This window comes from Arhodomonas sp. AD133 (assembly GCF_051195215.1).
Lineage (GTDB): Bacteria > Pseudomonadota > Gammaproteobacteria > Nitrococcales > Nitrococcaceae > Arhodomonas.
In genome coordinates this window covers 39,904-59,899 of the sequence record NZ_JBNAZM010000014.1, presented here as the reverse complement: position 1 = coordinate 59,899, position 19,996 = coordinate 39,904, and the positions used below count along the sequence as shown (strand labels likewise).

At 68.7% G+C, this 19,996-nt stretch carries 12 protein-coding genes and 1 pseudogene; 6 read left to right on the top strand and 7 right to left on the bottom strand.

All coding sequences use genetic code 11. From position 1 onward, the window contains the following. Positions 1–19: 19 nt before the first annotated feature. The 3 genes from ACPEES_RS10385 to ACPEES_RS10375 all read right to left on the bottom strand — a co-directional run bounded on the left by ACPEES_RS10385 (position 20) and on the right by ACPEES_RS10375 (position 3,031). Positions 20–940, bottom strand: coding sequence for a DMT family transporter (locus ACPEES_RS10385; protein ID WP_435103402.1), 921 nt, complete (start codon positions 938–940; stop codon positions 20–22). An 88-nt stretch (positions 941–1,028) separates the two neighbouring features. After that, on the bottom strand, positions 1,029–1,853 hold the full coding sequence (locus tag ACPEES_RS10380; protein WP_435103401.1) for a helix-turn-helix transcriptional regulator: 825 nt from the start codon (positions 1,851–1,853) through the stop codon (positions 1,029–1,031). Further along, a complete protein-coding gene (locus ACPEES_RS10375) occupies positions 1,850–3,031 on the bottom strand; it encodes an acetyl-CoA C-acyltransferase family protein (protein ID WP_435103399.1) in 1,182 nt (393 codons plus the stop codon). The genes ACPEES_RS10380 and ACPEES_RS10375 overlap by 4 nt, the downstream gene beginning before the upstream one ends. Before the next feature lie 330 nt (positions 3,032–3,361). Between ACPEES_RS10375 and icd the strand changes: the two are divergent. The 3 genes and pseudogenes from icd to ppc form a co-directional block, all read left to right on the top strand. Beyond that, positions 3,362–4,600, top strand: a pseudogene (gene icd / locus ACPEES_RS10370) (isocitrate dehydrogenase (NADP(+))); the annotation flags it as partial. Continuing rightward, on the top strand, positions 4,598–5,122 hold the full coding sequence (locus ACPEES_RS10365) for a CBS domain-containing protein (protein ID WP_435103455.1): 525 nt from the start codon (positions 4,598–4,600) through the stop codon (positions 5,120–5,122). The pseudogene icd and the gene ACPEES_RS10365, both read left to right, overlap by 3 nt. 222 nt (positions 5,123–5,344) lie before the next feature. Then, positions 5,345–7,984: a phosphoenolpyruvate carboxylase gene (gene ppc / locus ACPEES_RS10360; RefSeq protein WP_435103398.1), complete on the top strand. Its 2,640-nt coding sequence runs from the start codon at positions 5,345–5,347 to the stop codon at positions 7,982–7,984. 269 nt (positions 7,985–8,253) lie between these two features. On the opposite strand, the gene ACPEES_RS10355 is transcribed toward ppc, so the two are convergent. Further along, positions 8,254–12,543, bottom strand: coding sequence for a DEAD/DEAH box helicase (locus ACPEES_RS10355; protein WP_435103397.1), 4,290 nt, complete (start codon positions 12,541–12,543; stop codon positions 8,254–8,256). Between the two features lie 218 nt (positions 12,544–12,761). Between ACPEES_RS10355 and pyrE the strand changes: the two genes are divergently transcribed. The 3 genes from pyrE (at position 12,762) to ACPEES_RS10340 (ending at position 16,090) form a co-directional block, all read left to right on the top strand. After that, positions 12,762–13,415 carry an orotate phosphoribosyltransferase gene (gene pyrE, locus ACPEES_RS10350; protein ID WP_435103396.1) on the top strand — a complete coding sequence of 218 codons (654 nt, stop codon included), beginning with the start codon at positions 12,762–12,764 and terminating at the stop codon, positions 13,413–13,415. A 246-nt stretch (positions 13,416–13,661) separates the two neighbouring features. Then, positions 13,662–14,297, top strand: a complete 636-nt coding sequence (locus tag ACPEES_RS10345) for a DUF4124 domain-containing protein (protein ID WP_435103395.1) — start codon at positions 13,662–13,664, stop codon at positions 14,295–14,297. Positions 14,298–14,353: 56 nt separating this feature from the next. Then, a complete protein-coding gene (locus tag ACPEES_RS10340) occupies positions 14,354–16,090 on the top strand; it encodes a potassium/proton antiporter (protein ID WP_435103394.1) in 1,737 nt (578 codons plus the stop codon). Here the strand turns inward: ACPEES_RS10340 and ACPEES_RS10335 are convergent. Genes ACPEES_RS10335 through ACPEES_RS10325 form a run of 3 tightly spaced genes read right to left on the bottom strand, consistent with a single transcriptional unit; the run spans position 16,047 to position 19,985 of the window. Further along, entirely contained in the window at positions 16,047–16,592 is a 546-nt protein-coding gene (locus tag ACPEES_RS10335; protein WP_435103393.1) for a C40 family peptidase, read from the bottom strand. The genes ACPEES_RS10340 and ACPEES_RS10335 overlap by 44 nt on opposite strands. Positions 16,593–16,595: 3 nt before the next feature. Continuing rightward, the gene (gene argB, locus ACPEES_RS10330) at positions 16,596–17,501 is read right to left on the bottom strand and encodes an acetylglutamate kinase (RefSeq protein ID WP_435103392.1); all 906 of its coding nucleotides are present in this window, start codon (positions 17,499–17,501) and stop codon (positions 16,596–16,598) included. An 18-nt stretch (positions 17,502–17,519) separates the two neighbouring features. Continuing rightward, positions 17,520–19,985: a phosphomannomutase/phosphoglucomutase gene (locus tag ACPEES_RS10325; protein WP_435103391.1), complete on the bottom strand. Its 2,466-nt coding sequence runs from the start codon at positions 19,983–19,985 to the stop codon at positions 17,520–17,522. Positions 19,986–19,996 lie beyond the last annotated feature (11 nt).

Genomic DNA, 19,996 nt, shown 5'->3' with positions numbered 1-19,996 from the left:
TTCGACTGCGGGACCTGCGCTATCCTGACTCCGGGTCCAGATACGCATCCCGGCGTTCCCTGGCGTTGGCGTTCGCGCGGTGTGCCGGATACCGCGCGAGCAACCAGGCCCCCGCCGCGATCAACGGTACCGCAGGCGCCATCGCGAGCGGCGGAGCCTCGCCGAGCAGGACCCATGCGACCAGGGCGGCGGTGATGGCCATCAGGTTGCCGATCTGGCTGAAAAGGGTCACGTCGATGCGTTTCTGCGCGGCGAAGTAGAAGACGAACCCGATGCCGGTGGCGATCACGAGGGCGGCGAACGCCGGGTTCGTGAGCCACGGACCGGTGAACGATGCACCGCTGGCCAGTGTGGTGAGCGTGAGCTCCACCGCGGCGGCGGTCAGCGTAACCCCCGCCAGTAGGGCGGACGAGGCGCGTGGCGGCATGAAACGCTTGCGATAGAGGTTGCCGGCGGCCAGGGAGAAGGGCAGCAGGAGCAGCACGGCGGTCTTCGCGAGCCACGCGGATTCCACGGACGTGTCCGACGGCCATGCCAGGACCAGCCCGCCGGCGAGCGCCAGCGCGGTCGCCGCGAGGCGAACGGGGCGCCCGCTCTCCATGCCTGTGAGTCGGGCGAGCAGGTACGTGAATGCCGGCGGCAACGCGTAGCCGAGGGCCACAGCGGCGGCCCCGAGGGTGGAGAGCGCCGAGAATGCGATGGTGTGCGGCAGCGTCATGCCCAGCAGGGCGGCGACGGCGGCGAACCGCCAGGTGCGCGGTGCGGTGAGCTGACCGTGCTCCCGGCGCACGGTGAGTACGAGCAACGTGAGGCCCGCAATCGCGAAGGCCGCGGCGAGCAGCGGCAGCGCCGGGGCGCCAGCGAGTCGCAGAGTGCGGCCCAGGGGCAGGGTGGCGCCCATCATGACGGCGGCGGCGAGGAACAGGGCGGCGGCGCGCATCGTCGTAATCCTCCGTGTATCGGGGTGTGGCGGAGGCAGAGTCTTGCGCGTTGCCGTTCGGCGAGGCTTGTATTTTCGTGCCACCGCCTCAGGCCATGGCGATAGCCCGGTAGCGGCTGGGCGTTACGCCGCTGGCACGATGGAAGGCATGGGAGAAGTGGGCAGAGTCGCTGAAACCAAGCGCATGCGCCAGCTCGGTGACCGAGGGGGCATCCGCGATGAGCGCGCCGCTCGCCAGCGTCACCCGCGCGCCGACCTTGAGCTGGCGAATGGCCACGCCCTCACGGGCAAGTTGGCGCTGGAGGGTGCGGGCAGACACGCCGAGGCGGGTTGCCGTTCGTGCCAGCGTCCAGTGTGCGTCCGGCGCGCTTGTCAGCGTTGACCATACCGACGGCGTGGCGTCGCCGGGGGGGAAGAAGTCCGTGGTCGCGGCGGGCTCGCCGAGGGTAAGGGTGAGCTCGAGGGGTTTTGCCGCGTCGGGCCGGCTGACGTGCAGCCCCTGTCCGCGGAGGTGGGCGGCCATCAGTGCGGTGACCGCGGCGTCCTGATGGGGTTGGGGCGGCAGGCCGTCGAAGCGATGGCGATGCAGGTGCAGGTTGCCATCCGATGTTCGCATGAGACGGGTGCGCACCGGTACCGACCATGTGGCGTCGAGGGCGTTCCACCGTTGCACGTAGGTATCCAGATCCGGCGCGTCGCGGAGCAGACGCAGGCTGGGGGCGGGAATGCGCGTGAGCGTGGTGAGCTGTCCCACGGAAGCGGCGCGGGTGCGCAACGGATCGGGGCGCGGGCGAAAACCGTTGACCAGCATGCGCACCCACTCGCCGGCGCGGCCGGCGCCGCCCAGGCATTCGGCGAGCAGGCTGCACATCAGCGGGGCGTCGAACGCCCCGCCGCTGCGCTCCCGGCTCACGGCCGCTCGAACAGCGCCGCGATGCCCTGACCGCCACCGATGCACATGGTCACCACCGCGTACCGGCCGTCGACGCGCTCCAGCTCCGCGAGCGCCTTGACCGTGAGGATGGCGCCGGTGGCACCGATGGGGTGCCCCAGGGAGATGCCGCTGCCGTTCGGGTTGACCCGCGCCGGATCGAGGTCGAGGTCGTGCGTCACGGCGAGTGCCTGGGCGGCAAAGGCTTCATTGATCTCCCAGACGTCCACGTCGTTACTGGCCACGCCGGTTCTGTCGAGCAGCCGACGTACCGCCGGCACCGGGCCTATGCCCATGTATTTGGGATCCACGGCGGCCACGGTGCCCCCCACCAGGCGTGCCCTGGCGGTGAACCCGCGTTCGGCAGCGAGGCCCCGCTCCATGAGCACCACTGCGGCGGCGCCGTCGTTCAGCGTCGAGGCATTGCCCGGGGTAACGGTGCCGCCGTCGCGCTTGAACACCGGCTTCATGGCGGCCATTTTCTCCGGGTCGACATCGCGGCGCGGGCCCTCGTCGGTGTCCACCGTCGTCGGCCCCTTTCGCCCCGGGATCTCGATCGGCAGGATCTGCTCACGGAAGTAGCCAGCCTCGATGGCAGCGACGGCGCGACGGTGGCTTTCGGCGGCGAGGGCGTCCTGATCCTCACGGGAAATGCTCCACTTTTCCGCGACGTTCTCGGCGGTGATGCCCATGTGGCACTTGTCGAAGGGATCCGTGAGGGCGCCCACCATGGCATCGAGCATCTGGCCGTCACCCATACGCTGGCCCCAACGGCCACTCGGCAGCCAGTAGGGGGCACGGCTCATGGCGTCGCCACCGCCGGCCACCGTGCAGTGGGCGTCACCGAGCTGGATGTAGGAAGCGGCCGTGAGGATTGCCTGGAGCCCGCTGCCGCAGAGACGGTTCAAGGTGAGCGCGGGCGTCTCCACCGGGAGACCGCCGTTAACCGAGGCCACGCGGGCCAGGTACATGTCCCGCGGTTCGGTGTGAATGACGTTACCGAACACCGTATGGCCCACGTCTTCCGGTGCCACACCCGCACGGTTCACGGCCTCGCGCACGACGGCGGCGCCCAGGTCGCCGAGGGATACATCCTTCAGGGAACCACCGTAAGTGCCGACCGGCGTGCGCACGCCGCTGACAACCACCACTTCGCGCATCGGGTCACCTCCTGCCAACGATTCGGCGCGGACTGCTTGTTGTGCTGCCGCAGGCAGTGTAGCCCGCCTAAAGATGACGCGCGAGTCATGAAATCACCCGTCGCGGCGGGCGTTTGCGGACGGGCATTTCTTGAACGCCCGCGAGCGGTCGGGGAGAATAGCGCGCCGGAGGAGCGCGGCGACGGCCCGACTCGTCCACACCGGTCCGCGGTGTCCCCGGACGCGCGAGCGGGCGGCCTCTTAACGACACCAACCGATTCACCCCGGGCGCGCGGCCCTGCGGGGCACTGGCCAGAAGCCGGCGCGGCCCATCTCTCGAGGGAGGTTTCCATGACCCAGCACATCCAGTACCCGGACTCGGGCGAGAAGCTCAAGGTCGTCGACGGCAAGCTCTCCGTGCCGGACAACCCCGTTCTCGGCTATGTGGAAGGCGACGGCATCGGTCCTGACATCACCCGTGCGAGCATGCGCGTGTGGGATGCGGCCGTGGAGCAGGCCTATGGCGGCAGGCGCAAGGTCCACTGGGCCGAGCTCTACATGGGCGAGAAGGCTGCCGGCCTCTACGATGGTGACTACTTCCCGGAAGAGACCCAGGCCGCGCTGCAGGACCTCATCGTCTCCATCAAGGGCCCTCTGACCACGCCGGTGGGCGGTGGCTTCCGCTCGCTCAACGTGGCGCTGCGCCAGAAGCTCGACCTCTACGCCTGCGTGCGCCCGGTGCGTCACTACGACGGCGTGCCCTCGCCGCTGCGCAAGCCCGAGGATGTGGACGTGGTGGTCTTCCGCGAGAACACCGAGGACGTCTACGCAGGCATCGAGTACCAGTCCGGCAGCGAGGAGAATCAGAAGGTCACCCGCTTCCTCAAGGAAGAGATGGGCGAGACCTTTTTCGACGACGCCGGCCTGGGCGTGAAGCCCATCAGCCCCTTCGGCTCCAAGCGCCTGGTGCGCAAGGCGATCCAGTACGCCGTCGACAACAACCGTGAAAGCGTGACCCTTGTCCACAAGGGCAACATCATGAAGTTCACGGAGGGCGCCTTCCGCCAGTGGGGCTACGAGGTCGCCAAGGAGGAGTTCGGCGATGTCACCATCACCGAGGAGGAGCTCTACTCCACCTACGGTGGCAAGCGCCCCGAGGGCAAGATCGTCATCAAGGACCGCATCGCCGACATCATCTTTCAGCTGATGCTGCTGCGGCCCAATGAGTTCGACGTGCTCGCCACCATGAATCTGAACGGCGACTACCTCTCCGACGCCATCGCCGCGGAGGTGGGCGGTGTGGGCATCGCGCCGGGGGCGAACATGTCCGATCACGTCGCCGTGTTCGAGGCTACCCACGGCACGGCGCCGAAGTACGCGAACCAGGACAAGGTCAACCCGGGCTCGCTGCTGTTCTCCGGCGTGATGATGCTCGACTACATCGGCTGGACCGAGGCGGCCGACCTGATCCGTGCCGCCTACCAGAAGGTGGTCACCACGGGCATCGTTACCTACGACTTCGCCCGCCAGATCGAGGGCGCCACCGAGGTCAAGACGAGCCAGTTCGCCGACGCCATCATCGAGCAGATGCAGGGGCGTATCGATCTCGCCAAGTACCAGCAGGAGCGCGAGGCGGCCATCGAGCACGACCGCAAGGTCCGCGAGCTGCGCCGTGTGGCGTCGCCGCTGGAGGAGATGATCGCCTCCGGCCGCACCCCGCAGAGCGTGCGCGAGATGATGAATCCGGAGCCCGTCTCCGTCGCCGCCGACACCTCGGTGGAGGATGCCATGCACCTGATGCGCGAGCAGCGCATCAGCTCGGTGATCTGCGAGCCCGGTGAGGACGGTGCCTGGGGCATCATGACCCAGCGTGACGTGCTCGCCCGCATCGTCTCCGCCGGCCGCCGCCCCGCCGACGTGAAGGTCACCACCGTGGCGAGCAAGCCGCTCGTGACCGTGCCGGCGGAGATGAGCCTGCAGGAGTGCGCGGAGAAGATGAGCAAGGAGAACATCCGCCGCGTGGTCGTGGTCCAGGACGATGGCCGCCCGGTGGGCATCATCTCCGATACGGACATCTTCGCCGCCGTGGAGCAGTTCGGCCTGCCCGAGTAACGGCGTCTGACCGAACCAGCGCCTATCGCACTGCGGTGGGCGCTTTTTTTGGGGGGGGGTGCGTAGCAAAACTACATGGATGCCCCCCCGAGAGTCGATACTTGGTATACAAAGCGTTGGTGGCATTGGGGACAGATGAAAGCCTGCCTGTAATTGCGCTACATTCTGTCGACATTCGCGAACGCTGACGCGAGCGCGTCGGCGATAGGAGGAGTCGCCTACATGCCCGAATCGCGAACCGACGCGCCTCTGCGCGAGGATATCCGCCAGCTCGGCGGCCTGCTCGGCAGTACGCTCTACGAGCAGGCCGGTGAGGACGTCTATCACGTCGTCGAGGAAGTGCGCCGCCTTGCCAAGGAGGCTCGCGCGGGTGACGGCGACGCCGCCGCCGAGCTCGAGCGAACGCTCGCCGAGCTACCCGACGAGTTGATCATGCCCGTGGTGCGGGCGTTCTCGCAGTTCCTCAATCTTGCCAACATCGCCGAGCAGCACCACCGCGTACGCCGCAGCCGTGCCTGGTTGCGGGATCCGGATTCCTCGCCGCTGCGCGGCTCACTGGAGGAGAGCTTTGCGCGCCTGGGCGCCGAGGTCGACGGCGAGACCCTTTACCGCGCCGTCGGCGAGCTTTCCATCGAGCTGGTGCTCACCGCGCACCCCACGGAGGTGAGCCGGCGCACCATGCTGCAGAAGTACAACCGCATCGCGAACCTGCTCGATCACCAGGATCGCCTCGACCCCACACCGGAGGAGATCGAAGAGGTGCACCAGGCGCTGCGCCGCGAGATCACCGGCGCCTGGTATACCGACGAGATCCGCCGCCAGCGCCCCACTCCCCAGGACGAGGCGCGCTGGGGGTTGGCGGTGATCGAGCAGACCCTGTGGGACGTCATTCCCCGCTATCTGCGTCGTCTCGACCGCCAGCTCTACAGGCGAACGGGGCGGCATTTGCCCCTGGATACGGCGCCGATCCGTTTCGGCTCGTGGATGGGTGGCGACCGTGACGGCAATCCCCGGGTGACCGCCGAGGTTACACGTGAGGTTTGCCTGCTCAACCGCTGGATGGCCGCCCAGCTCTACGAGCGCGAGGTGGGCGAGCTCATCACGGAGCTGTCGTTGCAGTGCGCCGACGAAACCGTCGACGCCGCCGCCCAGGGTGCGTGGGAACCGTATCGCCAGGTTCTCAAGGATGTTCGCCAGCGCCTGCACAACACGCTGGACTGGCTGGACGCACGCCTTTCCGACCGGCTTCCGCCGGACGAACCGATCTATCTGGAAGCTGCCGAGCTGCGCGAGCCGTTGTTGCAGTGCTATCACTCCCTGCAGCACTGCGGTGCCGGTGTGGTGGCCGAAGGCCGGCTGCTGGATCTCATCCGGCGGCTGTCGGTGTTCGGCCTCACCCTCATGCGTGTCGATGTGCGCCAGGAGGCGGGCCGGCACAACGAGGTGCTCGATGCCATTACCCGCGAGCTCGGACTGGGTAGCTACAGCGAGTGGAGCGAGCGTGAGCGTCAGGATTTCCTGGTGCGCGAGCTGGACAACCGTCGTCCGCTCATTCCGCGGAATTTCCAGGCCGACGACGACGTCCGCGAGGTGCTCGAGACCTTCGAGGTGATGGCGGAGCTGGGGCCGGATTCCCTCGGTGCCTACGTGATCTCCATGGCAGCGCAGCCATCGGACATTCTCGCCGTCGAGCTGCTCCAGAAGGAGGCCGGTGTACGGCACTACCTGCGCGTGGTGCCTCTGTTCGAGACCCTGGACGACCTGCACGGCGCCGAGGCGGCGATGGAGCGTCTGCTCGAGATCCCGTGGTATCGCGAGCGCATACAGGGACACCAGGAAGTGATGATCGGCTATTCCGACTCCGGCAAGGACGCCGGTCATCTCACCGCGGCTTGGGCGCTGTACCAGACACAGGAGCGCCTGGTCGCCATGGCGCGGCGGCAGGGTATCCAGCTCACGCTCTTCCATGGCCGTGGTGGTTCCATCGGCCGCGGCGGCGGGCCGACCCACGCTGCCATTCTCTCCCAGCCCCCGGGCAGCGTGCAGGGCAGGCTGCGGGTGACCGAGCAGGGCGAGGTGATTCAGGCCAAGTTCGGTCTGCCGGGCATCGCCCAGCGGAACCTGGAGCTCTACACCACCGCCGTGCTGGAAGCGTCCCTGCGCCCGCCGGCATCGCCGGAGCCGGAGTGGCGCGAACTCATGGACCGCCTCGCCGAGACCGCCAAGCGAAGCTATCGCGGGCTGGTGCGGGAAACCCCCGAGTTCATCGACTATTTCCGCCATGCCACCCCGGAACACGAGATCGGTCAGCTCACCATCGGCAGTCGCCCGGCCCGGCGCAAGCCGACCAAGGGCGTTGAAAGCCTGCGTGCGATCCCGTGGATTTTCTCCTGGACGCAGACCCGGCTGCTGCTGCCGGCCTGGCTCGGCGTGGGCGAGGCGCTGCAGGGCGAGCTGGATAGCGATGGCGAGACGCTGCAGCGTATGTACCGGGATTGGCCGTTCTTCCGTGCGTTCCTGGATATGGTCGAGATGGTGATGGCCAAGGCCGACCCCCAGGTCGCCGCCTGGTACGACGCCCGCCTCGTTCCGCAGGAGCTGTGTGGCCTCGGCGAGTCGCTGCGGGGCCAGTACGCCCGCACCCTGGAAGCAGTGCTCGCGGTGACCGGCCACGAACGACCGCTGGACGATTTCCCGGTAGTGCAACGCTCGGTGGCGGTGCGCAACCCCTACGTGGATCCGCTCAACCTGGTGCAGGTGGAGCTGCTGAACCGGGTGCGCAGCGGCCGCGAGGACGAGCTGCTGAAGCCGCTGATGGTCTGCATCAACGGCATCGCTGCGGGCATGCGCAATACCGGGTGACGCCGGTGCTAGCGGAAAGTTGCAAGTTCAACGTTGAAAGTGGCGGGCCGGCGCTCGCGGTGCCGTTGCCGTTCGCGGCTCGGAACCTGCGACGTCGGCCTTGTCGCCGAGCGACCGCCTTTCGCGGTAATCGCTCAGGCAACGAGCGGTGCACAAGGAATTCGCAATACCTCTGAGACGATTGGTAAACCTTTGCGCCTTTGTCTTCAGGCCTTCACGACCGCTGGCCTTTCATACATCTCGCTTGCCGCTTGTCGCTTGCCGCTCCTCTACCCCGCCCGGCGCACCAGTCGCGTGCGGGCGTCCCACTGCGCCTCGGGGCTCATGGTCTCCAGGTAGCGCAGCTCGCCGCTGATCTGCACCGCCACCGGGGCGCCGCTCCGCAGGAGGATGCGGTTGCTGGGGGCGGCCGGCACGCGAGGTCCGGGAGTGATGATACCGATCAGGTTGAGGGGGTCCGCCGCGGAGATGGCGACGAGGGTATCGTCCGGCTCGGCGTGGCGGTGGCGCGCCAGCGCCCCCACGGCCTCCGGGTGGGCGAACTGCTCGCCGGCGAACTGGTCCACGAAACGGCCACCATGCACCTCGCCGCGTGCCTCCAGCAAGCGGAAGACGTAAAGCAGCTCCCGCCAGGGCGGCAGGGCCTGCTCGCGGTCGAGCACACGACGGAAAACCACACCGTAGCGTTGCAGCAGCACCCAGGCGATATGTTCCAGGGTGGCCAGGTCGGTCATGCGTCGGTGCTCGCCGGGGGCCGGTGCCGTCGTTTGCAGCGACGCCCATCGGCCGGCGGCATCCACCCCTGGGGCGGTGTTCCGCCGCTTGCGCCGCCGTGGTGCGAACGACGGTCGTTTGTGACTGGGGGCGATGAGCGCGCGCAGGCCGTCGAAGGTATCCGCGGTGACGAGCCCGCAGGCCACCAGCTCGGCCAGTGCTTCTTCCACCTGGGTGCGCAGCATGCCCGTGGCGGCGACCAGGTCGGCGAAGAACGACGCACCGCGCTCGGCGAGTGCCTCCAGCACGTGTGCCGCGCCGCTGCTGAGCTCATGGTCGTCGGTTAGCGGCGGTCCGGTCACCGTCCGCCAGTGGGGCAGGTTCGTACGCTCTATCAGGGTAATGGGGGTATGGCGTACGGGTGTGGCCTGCCGGCGCCCGTCGTCGGCGCCGGCACGTGACCGGCTCAGGCGCAGCCAGGTGAATCGCCCGGCGGTCAGGAGCTGATCGAGCTGTGCGCCGGTGTACTCGGCCACGCGGGCGGGCAATACGTCGCTTTCCCAGGCCTGCGCCGCTACCGGGAAGCCCTCGAGCTGCTCCAGGGCGCCGGCGAGGGCTTCCACCCCTTCACGGCGGTCGGGGAGGCCGTGCCAGGCGATGAGAAAGCGCAGGTAGCGCAGCGGCGTGACGGGTTCGGCACGCGCGCGCCGGCGCTGCACACTGTAGCGTTGTATCCGGGCGAGCAGACCCCGTTCGCACCACTCGGTGGCTTCAGCGTCGGCGGTGAATTGTCCCTGAACGGCGAAACCCTCGGTTTCGAGCCGTGCGAGCGCCGCGGCCACGCGCGTGTCATCGATGCCGAGGGGGGCGGAGAGCCGATCGGCGGTCACGGGGCCGAGACCTTCGAGGCGGGATCGTAACAGCTCGACCAGTGCTACCTCCGCGTCCGCCGGTTCGTCGCTGGTGGCCTGGATGCCGGGCGTTGGCTGTAACCCCGGGTATAACGCGTGCAGCTCTGCGAGACGTTCCGCCGCTACCCATAGCACCTCGCCGCCCGGAATGGCGATCTCGGCGGCCCGGTGGTGGCGGGTCAGCTCGTCCACGAGCGCCCGCCATTCCCCCGCCGCGCCTTCGGCGGCGGTGAGGAACCCATAGGTGACGAGGGCGTCGTGGAGCTCGTCGGCGTCCCGGGGGTGCGGCCAGACCTCGGCGCACACCCGCGCGACCGCGGCGGCGTCCGGTCGTGCCCAAGCGTCGGGGGTACCCGGTGTAGCACCGCTGGTGATGCTCAGCGTGCGCCGTTCCTCCTGGGCGGCGTCATCCAGGAAGGCATAGGGGCGGGCGTTGATCACTTCCTCGGCGAGCGGCGAGGGGGTGCTGAGATCCCGCGCGGTGACGGTGATCTCGCCGCGTTCGAGCCGGGCGAGCAATGCCACCAGCCCGTCGGTGTCCATGCTCTCGGCCAGGCAGTCGTGGAGCGTCTGGGTGACGAGCGGATGGTCCGGGATCTCGCGAGCGCCGGCGAGATTCTCGGCGCAGGCGAGCTGGTCAGGGAAGACTACCGAGAGCAGGTCCTCTGCATCCTGACGCTGGAGTTGCGCCGGTCGCCGGCGGCCGCTGTGGCTGCGTTTGACGGCGAGCGAAATGGTGGCCGTCCAGCGCCAGCGCGTGGCGAACAATGGCGCGTCCAGTAGCGCCTGGGTGAGCGTGTCACGGGCACTGGTGCTGGTGAGGTAGCCGGTGACCTCGTCGAGAGGAAAACTGTGGGTCGGGCCCAGGGAGAGGACGATGCTGTCCTCGAGCGCGGCGGCCTGGAGCTCGAAATTGAAGCGCCGGCAGAAACGTTTGCGCAGCGCCAACCCCCAGGCGCGGTTGACCCGCGAGCCGTAGGGCGAGTGGATGACGAGGTGCATGTCACCGGCCTCGTCGAAAAACCGCTCCACGGCGAGCTGCTGCTGACCGGGCACCACGCCCAGCGCCGCCCGTCCCAGGGCGAGGTAGTCGGCGAGCTGTCGTGCCGCGGCCGCCGCCAGGCCGTGGTGGCTCATTAGCCATTCGCGCGCGGCGTCGGGGTCATCGCCGGTGTCGGCGAGGACACGGTCGATGTCCTCGCGCAGGCGGGATACCGCGGTGGAAAGTTCCTCACTGCGTGCCGGTGCCTCCCCGAACCAGAACGGCAGGTTCGGCGGCGCGCCCAGGGCGTCCTCGACCAGCACCCGACCGGATTCCACCTTGAGAATCCGGTACGCCGTGTTGCCGAGCTGGAATATGTCACCGGGCATGCTCTCGAAGGCGAAGTCCTCGTTCACCGAACCCACGCGCAGCCCGTCGGGCTGGAGCAGCACGTCGTAGTCGAACTGATCGGGGATGGCGCCACCGTTGGTGAGCGCGACCAGGCGTGCGCCTCGCCGCGGGCGCAATCGCCCATTGACGGCATCGCGATGGAGGTAGGCACCGCGACGTCCTCGCCGGGTTGTGAAGCCGCGGGCAAGCATCGCCACCACGTCCGCGAAGGTTTCTCGCGAGAGGTCACGATACGACCACGCCCCGGTGAACGTCCCGAACAGCGTGGCTTCGTCGCATTCGCCGGCTGCGGCGGTCTCGGCGACGATTTGCTGGGCGAGAACGTCCAGTGGTGCCGTCGGGATGTGGATGCGGTCGAGCTCGCCGCGTTGCACGCTGTCGAGCAGTGCCGTGCACTCGACCAGGTCGTCCCTGGACAGCGGGAAGAGCCGGCCCTTGGGCACCCGGGCGAGGCCGTGGCCGGAGCGCCCGACGCGCTGGAGCACGGTACCGATGCTCCGGGGTGAGCCGAGCTGACAGACCAGGTCCACATCGCCGATGTCGATGCCGAGCTCCAGCGAGGCGGTGGCGACCAGCGCGCGCAGCTCGCCGTGCTTGAGACGCTGTTCCGCTGCCAGGCGGTGCTCACGGGCGAGGCTGCCGTGGTGGGCGGTAACGGCGTCGTCGCCCACGCGTTCGGCCAGGTGGCGGGCCGCACGCTCGGCGAGCCGCCGCGTGTTGACGAAGATCAGCGTGGTCCGGTGTGCGCGAACGTGCTCGGCGAGGCGGTCGTAGATCTCCTCCCATACTTCGTTGGCCATGACTGCGGCGAGGGGCGAATCCGGCACCTCCACGGCGAGGTCGCGCCGGCGCACGTGACCGGTATCGACGATCTCGCAGCGCCCGTGATCGCCGCTGAGGAAGGCGGCGATGTCGTCTATGGGCTTCTGGGTGGCCGACAGCCCGACGTGCTGGGGCGATTGCCGGGTCAGGCGTGCCAGCCGTTGCAGCGATAGTGCGAGGTGGGCGCCGCGCTTGTTCCCGGCGAGGGCGTGGATCTCGTCGACGATGACGGTGCGTACGCTGGCGAGTATCCGCCGGCCGGATTCTGCGGTGAGCAGGATGTAGAGCGATTCCGGCGTGGTGACCATGATGTGCGGCGGGCGCTGGCGCATGCGTTCGCGTTCCGCCGCGGGCGTATCGCCGGTTCGCACCCAAGCGCGTATGTTTACCGGGGATTCGCCGCGGGCTTCCAGGGCCGTTGCGATACCGGCGAGCGGGGTTTGCAGGTTGTGCTGGATGTCGTTGGACAATGCCCGCAGTGGCGAAACGTAGAGTACACGGGTCTCGTCGGCGAGGCCGGTGTCGAGGCCGTCGCGGACCAGGGTATCGATGGCGGCCAGAAAGGCCGCCAGGGTCTTTCCCGCGCCGGTGGGGGCGGCGATCAGCGTATCGCGGCCGCCCCGGATAACAGGCCAGGCCTGGCGCTGGATCTCCGTTGGCTCGCCCAGCTCGCCGCGGAACCAATCGTCGACGGCGGGATGGAAGGCATTGAGCGGCATGGTGACGTATACAGGTGATCACTGCGAGTTGAGTTCAAGTGTACGCCAATGATCCCCGACGCGAAGCGCCCTCGGGTTCACAGGGCGAAACGTGGTCGCGGTCCGGCGATGCGGAGGGATCGGCATGATGGGATGCGGTTGGGAATCACCGTCCGGCGCTATATCCTTGGCGCCGGAATGATCCCTGAACGACCCACCATCGAGTGAGTAGGCGCCCCATGCAGGAGTACCAGCGTGAGTTTCTCCAGTTCGCCCTCGAGCGCGAGGTGCTGCGCTTCGGCGAGTTCACCCTGAAATCGGGCCGTCGCAGCCCGTATTTCTTCAACGCCGGACTGTTCGACACCGGGGCGGCGCTGGCGCGGCTCGGCCGTTACTACGCCCGGGCCATCGAGGATTCGGGCCTGGCGTTCGATCTGCTTTTCGGGCCGGCGTACAAGGGGATTCCGCTGGCGGCGACCACGGCGGTGGCGCTCGCCGATGTCCATGGCCGCGACATCCCCTACGCGTTTAACCGCAAGGAGGCGAAGGATCACGGTGAGGGCGGCAACATCGTGGGCGCGCCGCTGGCCGGACGGGTACTGGTGGTCGACGATGTGATCACCGCCGGCACATCCGTCAGTGAGAGCGTGGCCTTGATCGAACAAGCCGGTGCCAGCCTCGCGGGCGTGGTGATTGCGCTCGACCGTCAGGAACGCGGCAGCGGGGAGCGCTCCGCCGCTCAGGAGGTGGCCGCGCGCCACGGCGTGCCGGTAATCGCCATCGCCGGTCTGGACACCCTGGTGGATTTCCTCGCCGACAGCGGTGCGACGGCCGAGCGCCTGGAGGCGGTGCGCGCCTATCGGGACGCTTACGGGGTTGGGCCGGCCGGCTGAGCTCGGGCGGGCGCTTCCCGCCGTTCCGCGACGCATCGCGAACGGGCCCTTTATGGGGAGCGTCGTCGGGGGTGTGCGGGGGCGGCCAAGTGACCGGGTGGTTCCGCGATGCGTGTTTACCCGGCACGTTGGCCGCCGGGCTCACGTGGATAGCGAGCTGTGCACGATCTAGGTGTTACGGCCCTTAGCCGGCAGGCGTCTTCGTGGCATGATGGGCGCGGGGATTCAGCGACGGGGGCATAGGGAATGAGGCACGGGATCGTCACCGCGACCGTCGTGCTGACCGCATGGCTGCTCGCGCTGCCGGGCACGGGTTCGGCGGAGCTCTACAAGTGGGTGGATGACAAGGGTCGGGTGCATTACAGCGACTCCATCCCGCCGGAGGAGATGGGCAAACGTCGCGAGCGGGAGGTGAAATCCGAGCGCGGCATGACCGTCGACCGCATCGAGCCGCCGCCGACGCGCGAGGAACTGCGCGAGCGTGCCGAGGCGAAGGCGCGGGCAGCCGCCGAAGCCCGCAAAGAGGCCGAGCAGCGCGAGCACGACCGCATTCTTCTGCAGACGTTCGAGAGCGTCGCGGCGATGAAGCGGGCGCGGGAGGAGCGCATTGCCGCCATCGACGGGCAGATAAAGATCGCGCGGGATCGTGTGGAGAGCCTGACGAAGCGGCACGAACGCCTGGTGGAGCGTGCCGCGGCCATGGAGCGTAACGGCAGGGGTGACGCTAAAAAGGTCTACGGCGAGATCGAGTCGATCGAGGAGCAGGTGCGCTCGCAGCGCGCGTTCATAGAGCGCCAGCGTCGCGAGCAGGCGGAGATCCGCGCACGCTTCGGACGCGACATCGAGCGTTTTCGCGAACTCAAGAACAAGGCCGCGGAGTAGCGTCGTCACGGGCTTCCCCGGCAACGCGTAAGCGCTCCTGCGGCGGGGAGTGATGCGTGTTCTTTACCGACTCGTTCATCCTGCTGACGGGCGCGCTGCTTACCCTTAGCATTCTCGCCACGGTACCTGCCGAGCGCAGTGGTGTGCCCCTGCTGGTGGTCTTTCTCGGGGTGGGGATGCTCGCCGGGGAGGACGGCCTCGGCGGCATCGATTTCGATGACGTTGCCGTCGCCCATCTCCTGGCGACGGCCGCCCTTGCCGTGATCCTCTTCGACGGCGGCCTGCATACACCGATCGCCAGCTTCCGAACGGGCTTGTGGCCCGGTCTCACGCTCGCCACCGTGGGTGTGCTCATCACCGCCGCGGTAACCGCCGTTGCCGGTGTCTACCTGTTCGATCTCGGGTGGGGTGTCTCCGCGTTGCTCGCCGCCATGGTGAGCTCCACCGATGCCGCGGCGGTGTTCTATCTGCTGCGTGCCCGCGGTATCGCCGTGCACTCGCGGGTGCGCAATACCCTGGAGATCGAGTCCGGCGTCAACGACCCGCTGGCGATCTTCCTGACTCTGGCGATGACTCTGCTGCTGGCGCCCGGCGGAGGCGCGGAGCCCGCCGCCCTGGCGTCCATGTTCTTTCGCCAGGTGGTGCTCGGTGGCGTGCTGGGGGTGGGCGGGGGCTATCTGCTCACCGCGGTGGTGAACCGCCTGCGCTTTGCGGCCAGTCTCTACCCGTTGCTCGCGCTGGCCGGGGGGCTGTTCATCTACGGCGTCACGGCCGTCGCCGGGGGCAGCGGCTTTCTGGCCGCCTACCTGGGCGGATTGGTGCTGGGCAACCGCGCGCAGGCGGCGCGCGGCGGCATCCGACGGTTTCATGACGGCATGGCCTGGCTGTGCCAGATCGGCCTGTTTCTGCTTCTGGGACTGCTCGTTACACCGTCCGAGCTTCTGCCGGTGGCATTCGAGGCACTGGTTCTGGCGGCGGTGCTCATTTTCGTGGCGCGCCCGCTGGCGGTGGTGGCGAGCCTGCTGCCCTTCCGCTTCGACGTGCGCCAGATCGCGTTCATGAGCTGGACCGGGCTGCGCGGCGCCGTGCCCATCGTGTTGGCGCTGTTCCCGCTGCTCGCGGACGTGGAGCAGGCCGAGACGCTGTTCAACCGGGTGTTCTTCATCGTTCTGGTGTCGCTGCTCCTCCAGGGCTGGGCGGTGGCGCCGGTGGCGCGCTGGTTGCGGTTGCTGCTGCCCAAGCGCCATCCGGAGATCGAACGGGTGGACGTGGCCGAGCCAGCCGGTCACGAGCTGGTCACTTGCGTGCTGCCTGCCGGTTGCCCCGCCGTCAACGGTGGTGTCGAGGAGCTCGAGGTGCCGGCGGGGGTGAGGTTGCTCAGCGTGCTCCGTCGCGGCGAGGCGGTCACATTGACGCCCGATCTGCCGCTGCAGTCCGGCGACTTGCTTTACCTGCTCCTGCCGGTGGGGGACCGTCATCTCGAAGAGCGTTTCCAGCACTGGCTGGATACCGTTGCCGCCACCCACGAGGCGGCTGAGCAGGCGTACTTCGGTGAATTCACCGTGGATGCGGATGCGCCCATGGCGGCGTTCGCGAGCATGTACCTGCCCGCTGTCGACATCGACACGGCCGCAACCGAGACCGTCGGCGGTTTCGTGCGGCGGCGGCTGCGTCACACTGCATCCGAGGGTGACAGCCTGCGCATCGGTGGCGTCATGCTAACGGTTCGGGATATGGAGGGGCCCTGGATCACTCGCGTGGGCGTGCGTCTGCCGCGCGCCCATTCCCGTTGAGTGCCGCCGGCCGGACGGCGCGGTAGTAGTGCCGGCGCCAGTAGCGGTTGTCCAGGTGGGAGACGGTCACACCAACGCGGGTGGAGGCGTGGATGAACGAACCGTCGCCGAGGGCGATGCCCACGTGGCGCTTGCCGGCACCGGTGCGGAAGAAAACCAGATCGCCGGGGCGCAGGGCGCTGCGGGCCACCCGGGCGCCGACGCGGGTCTGGGCGGCGGTGGTGCGGGGTACCTCGATGCCCAGGCGGTCGCGATAGGTGCGGTAGACGAAGCCGGAGCAGTCGATACCATCCCGGCTCATGCCGCCCCACTCGTAGGGCGTCCCGCGCCAGGCCTCCAGTTGTTCTTCAAGCGCTGTGCGAATGCCCGCGGGGGTGCCGGGGGATGCCGCGTGGGCCGGCCGCTCGGTCGTCCCCGGGGGTGTCCCCGCGCAGCCGCCCAGGGCGCTGCCCAGCACGACGGCGAGCAGCGTGTGGCGGTGACGGACGGCGCGGGCTGGCATGAGTCACTCGCCTCGTGGGCCCTGGATGAGCGTACCCACGCCCGAGTCGGTGAACAGCTCCAGCAGCACCGCGTGCTCCACACGTCCGTCGACGATGGTGGCCGCGCCGACGCCGCCGCTGACGGCGTCCAGGGCGCAGCGGACTTTCGGCAGCATGCCGCCGTGAATGGTGCCGTCGGCGATCAGCGCTTCCACGCGTTTGGCATCGAGCCCGGTGAGCAGCGTGCCCGCGTCATCGAGGATGCCGGGCGTATTGGTCATGAGGATCAGCTTCTCGGCCTCGAGGGTCTCGGCGAGTTTGCCGGCGACGAGGTCGGCGTTGATGTTGTAGGCGTGGCCATCGTCGCCGACGCCGATGGGCGCGATTACCGGAATGAAATCGCCGCTGTCGAGCATGTCGACGAGCGCCGGGTCGATGGCGTCGACCTCGCCCACGTGGCCGATGTCGATGATCTCGGGCTCGCGTTCCGCTTCGCCCGGGCGCTGCACCTGGAGCTTGCGGGCGCGTATGAAACCGCCGTCCTTGCCGGTGAGGCCGACGGCGCGGCCGCCATGGCGGTTGATGAGGCTGACGATCTCCTTGTTCACCAGCCCGCCGAGCACCATTTCCACCACGTCCATGGTCTCGGCGTCGGTCACCCGCATGCCTTCGACGAATTCCGTCTTCTTGCCGATGCGATCGAGCAGCCGGCCGATCTGCGGTCCGCCGCCGTGCACCACCACCGGGTTGAAGCCCACCAGCTTCATCAGCACGACATCGCGGGCAAAGCTCTGCTTGAGCGCCTCGTCGACCATGGCGTTGCCACCGTATTTCACCACGATGGTGCGGCCGTGGAAGCGGCGGATGTACGGCAGTGCCTCGGTGAGCACGTGGGCGACCTGGGTTGGGGGTGTGGGTTGTACGGGCATCGCGGGTGGCTCTCCTGGTCAGAACGGTAGCTCGAGCCCGGGCGCGGCGGCGGCGAGCTGATCGCGGAAGTGCGCGCGAACGCGCTCCAGCGCGTCGGCGTCGTCCCCTTCGAAGCGCAGCACCAGGCTCGGTTGGGTGTTGGAGGCGCGCACCAGGCCCCAGCCGTCGGGATAATCGATGCGCAGGCCGTCCAGGGTGGTTACCCGGGCGGCCTCGGGCAGCTCGTCCACCTGGGCGAGCAGCCGTTCCATGATCGCCGTGGATTCTCCCTCGGCGGCGAGGTTTACGCGGATCTCCGGTGTGCTGTGGCCTTCGGGGAGGGCGGCGAAGACGTCGGCACTCGTACGACCGCCCTCGAACGAAAGCAGCTCCAGCAGGCGTGCGCCGGCGTACAGGGCGTCGTCGACGCCGAACCAGCGGTCGCCGAAGACGATGTGGCCGCTCATCTCCCCGGCGAGCGGCGCGTTGGTCTCGGCGCGGCGGCGCTTGATCAGCGAGTGGCCCGTGCGCCACATCACCGGCACGCCGGCGTTGACGGTGATGATTTCGGCGAGGTGGCGCGTGCACTTGACGTCGAAGATGATATCCGAGCCCGGCAACCGGGCGAGCACGTCCTGGGCGAAGAGCATGAGCAGGCGGTCGGGCCAGATGATGTTGCCCTCGCTGTCCACCACGCCGAGGCGGTCGCCGTCACCGTCGAAGGCAAGGCCCACGTCGGCTTCGCCGGCTCGTACGCGCTCGACCAGTGCCGCGAGATTGTCGGGCACGCTCGGGTCCGGGTGATGGTTGGGGAAATCCCCGTCCACATCGCAGAAGAGCTCGACGACTTCATTGCCGAGGGCACGGAAGAGAGCCGGCGCGACGGCGCCGGCGACGCCGTTGCCGCAGTCGATGGCGACGCGCAGTGGGCGGTGGAGGGTGATATCGGAGGCCACGGCATCGATATAGTCGAGGACGACGTCCCGGCGTGAGACGCTGCCGCCGCCATCGGCGGGTTCGTCGCGCTCGGCGCGTGCCCCGAGCGCCTGAATCGCGTCCGTTGACAGGGCTTCACCGCCGAGAACCGCCTTGAGGCCGTTGTAGGCCGGCGGATTGTGGCTCGCGGTGACGACGGCGCCGGCGCCTGTGCCCAGCAGGTGGGTGGCGAAGTACAGCAACGGCGTGGGCGCCTCGCCGATGTCGATGACATCGCAGCCGGTGCCGGTGATGCCTTCTATCAGTGCGCTCGCAAGCTCCGGGCTCGAGTGGCGGCCGTCACAGGCAACCACCACGCTGTCGTGTCCCTGCTCGGCGGCAGTATGGCCGAAAGCTCGGCCGAGCCGTTCCAAGGTCGCGGCGGTGAGCGTCTCGCCAACGATGCCGCGGATGTCGTAGGCGCGGAGGATGGACGGGTCGACGCTGTGCCGTTTCGCTGCCGGCTCCCGGCTCTCGGGCTCGTCGACGATCTCCAGTCCATCGTCGTCCTCCAGCGTGAGCGTCTCCTCGGTGACGGTTTCGGCTGCCGTGGCGTCCGCATCGGCCCCGTTGGGGTCGACGAACTCCAGCGGTGGCAGATCGCGTGGTCCGCTTGCCGGGGGGGCGTCCTCTTCCGCCGGCTGCTCCAGCGGAGGCTCGTCCAGCGGAGGCTCCTCCACCAGCAACCCTTCGCCATCAGCGGGTGTGATATCGACGGCCGCGGGCGGCGCCTCGGCGCCAGGGGGTGTCGTGGTCTCGGATGACGCGTCAGCGGGTAGTGGTTGCGGGGTGCGCTGGCGCAGCCACAGTCCGGCCCCCACGAGAGCGACGCCGAGCACGCTCAGACCGGCAATTAACATGGTGGCGTCGCGCAGCGGCACTTGCGGTTGCGGCGCCTGTATCCGCAACTGCCAGCCGGTGCCGGCGACGGGGGACGTCGCCCCGGGGCCGTCCGCGCGACCGTGGCTGGCGAGTGTGGTTCCACCACGCTCCAGGGATCGGGTGTGCCCGGGGGTGGCCGAGCCGAGCCATTCGCCGAGCACCGATGTCGGCAGCGTGACCAGCCAGGCGCCATCCTGCCGTGGCGCGATCAGGTTGAGCTGGGCATCCGGCCCGCCGGGAAGGTGGACCTCGGCGCTCGCCGTGCCGTCTTCGAGCGCCCGCGAGGCCTGTTTCACCAGCGCGTAGCCGACGGGCGGTTCAGCCCGCGGTGCTGGCGTTAGCCCATCGGGGGGGATCGATCGGATACGGACGGCTTCGGGGAAGGCAGCCTGCAATGCAGCCGCGTCAGGCATGCGGGCGATGAGCGACAGGCGTTCGTCGACGCGTTCGGCGAGCCGCTCTGCACCGAGTCGTGCCGCGGACTGGGCGCCGGCGCGCGCCTGGGCTTCGGCCTGCGGGCCCAGCCAGGCCGGCACAGCCGTGATGGCGGCGGCGACGAGGAGCGCGAGAGCCCCGAGCAGAACCAGTATCCGCGCGAGCGGCGGCGTCCGGCCCCGGTGTTCGCTTCCCTTGCGAGTCAGCCGCATAGTCGTCTCTC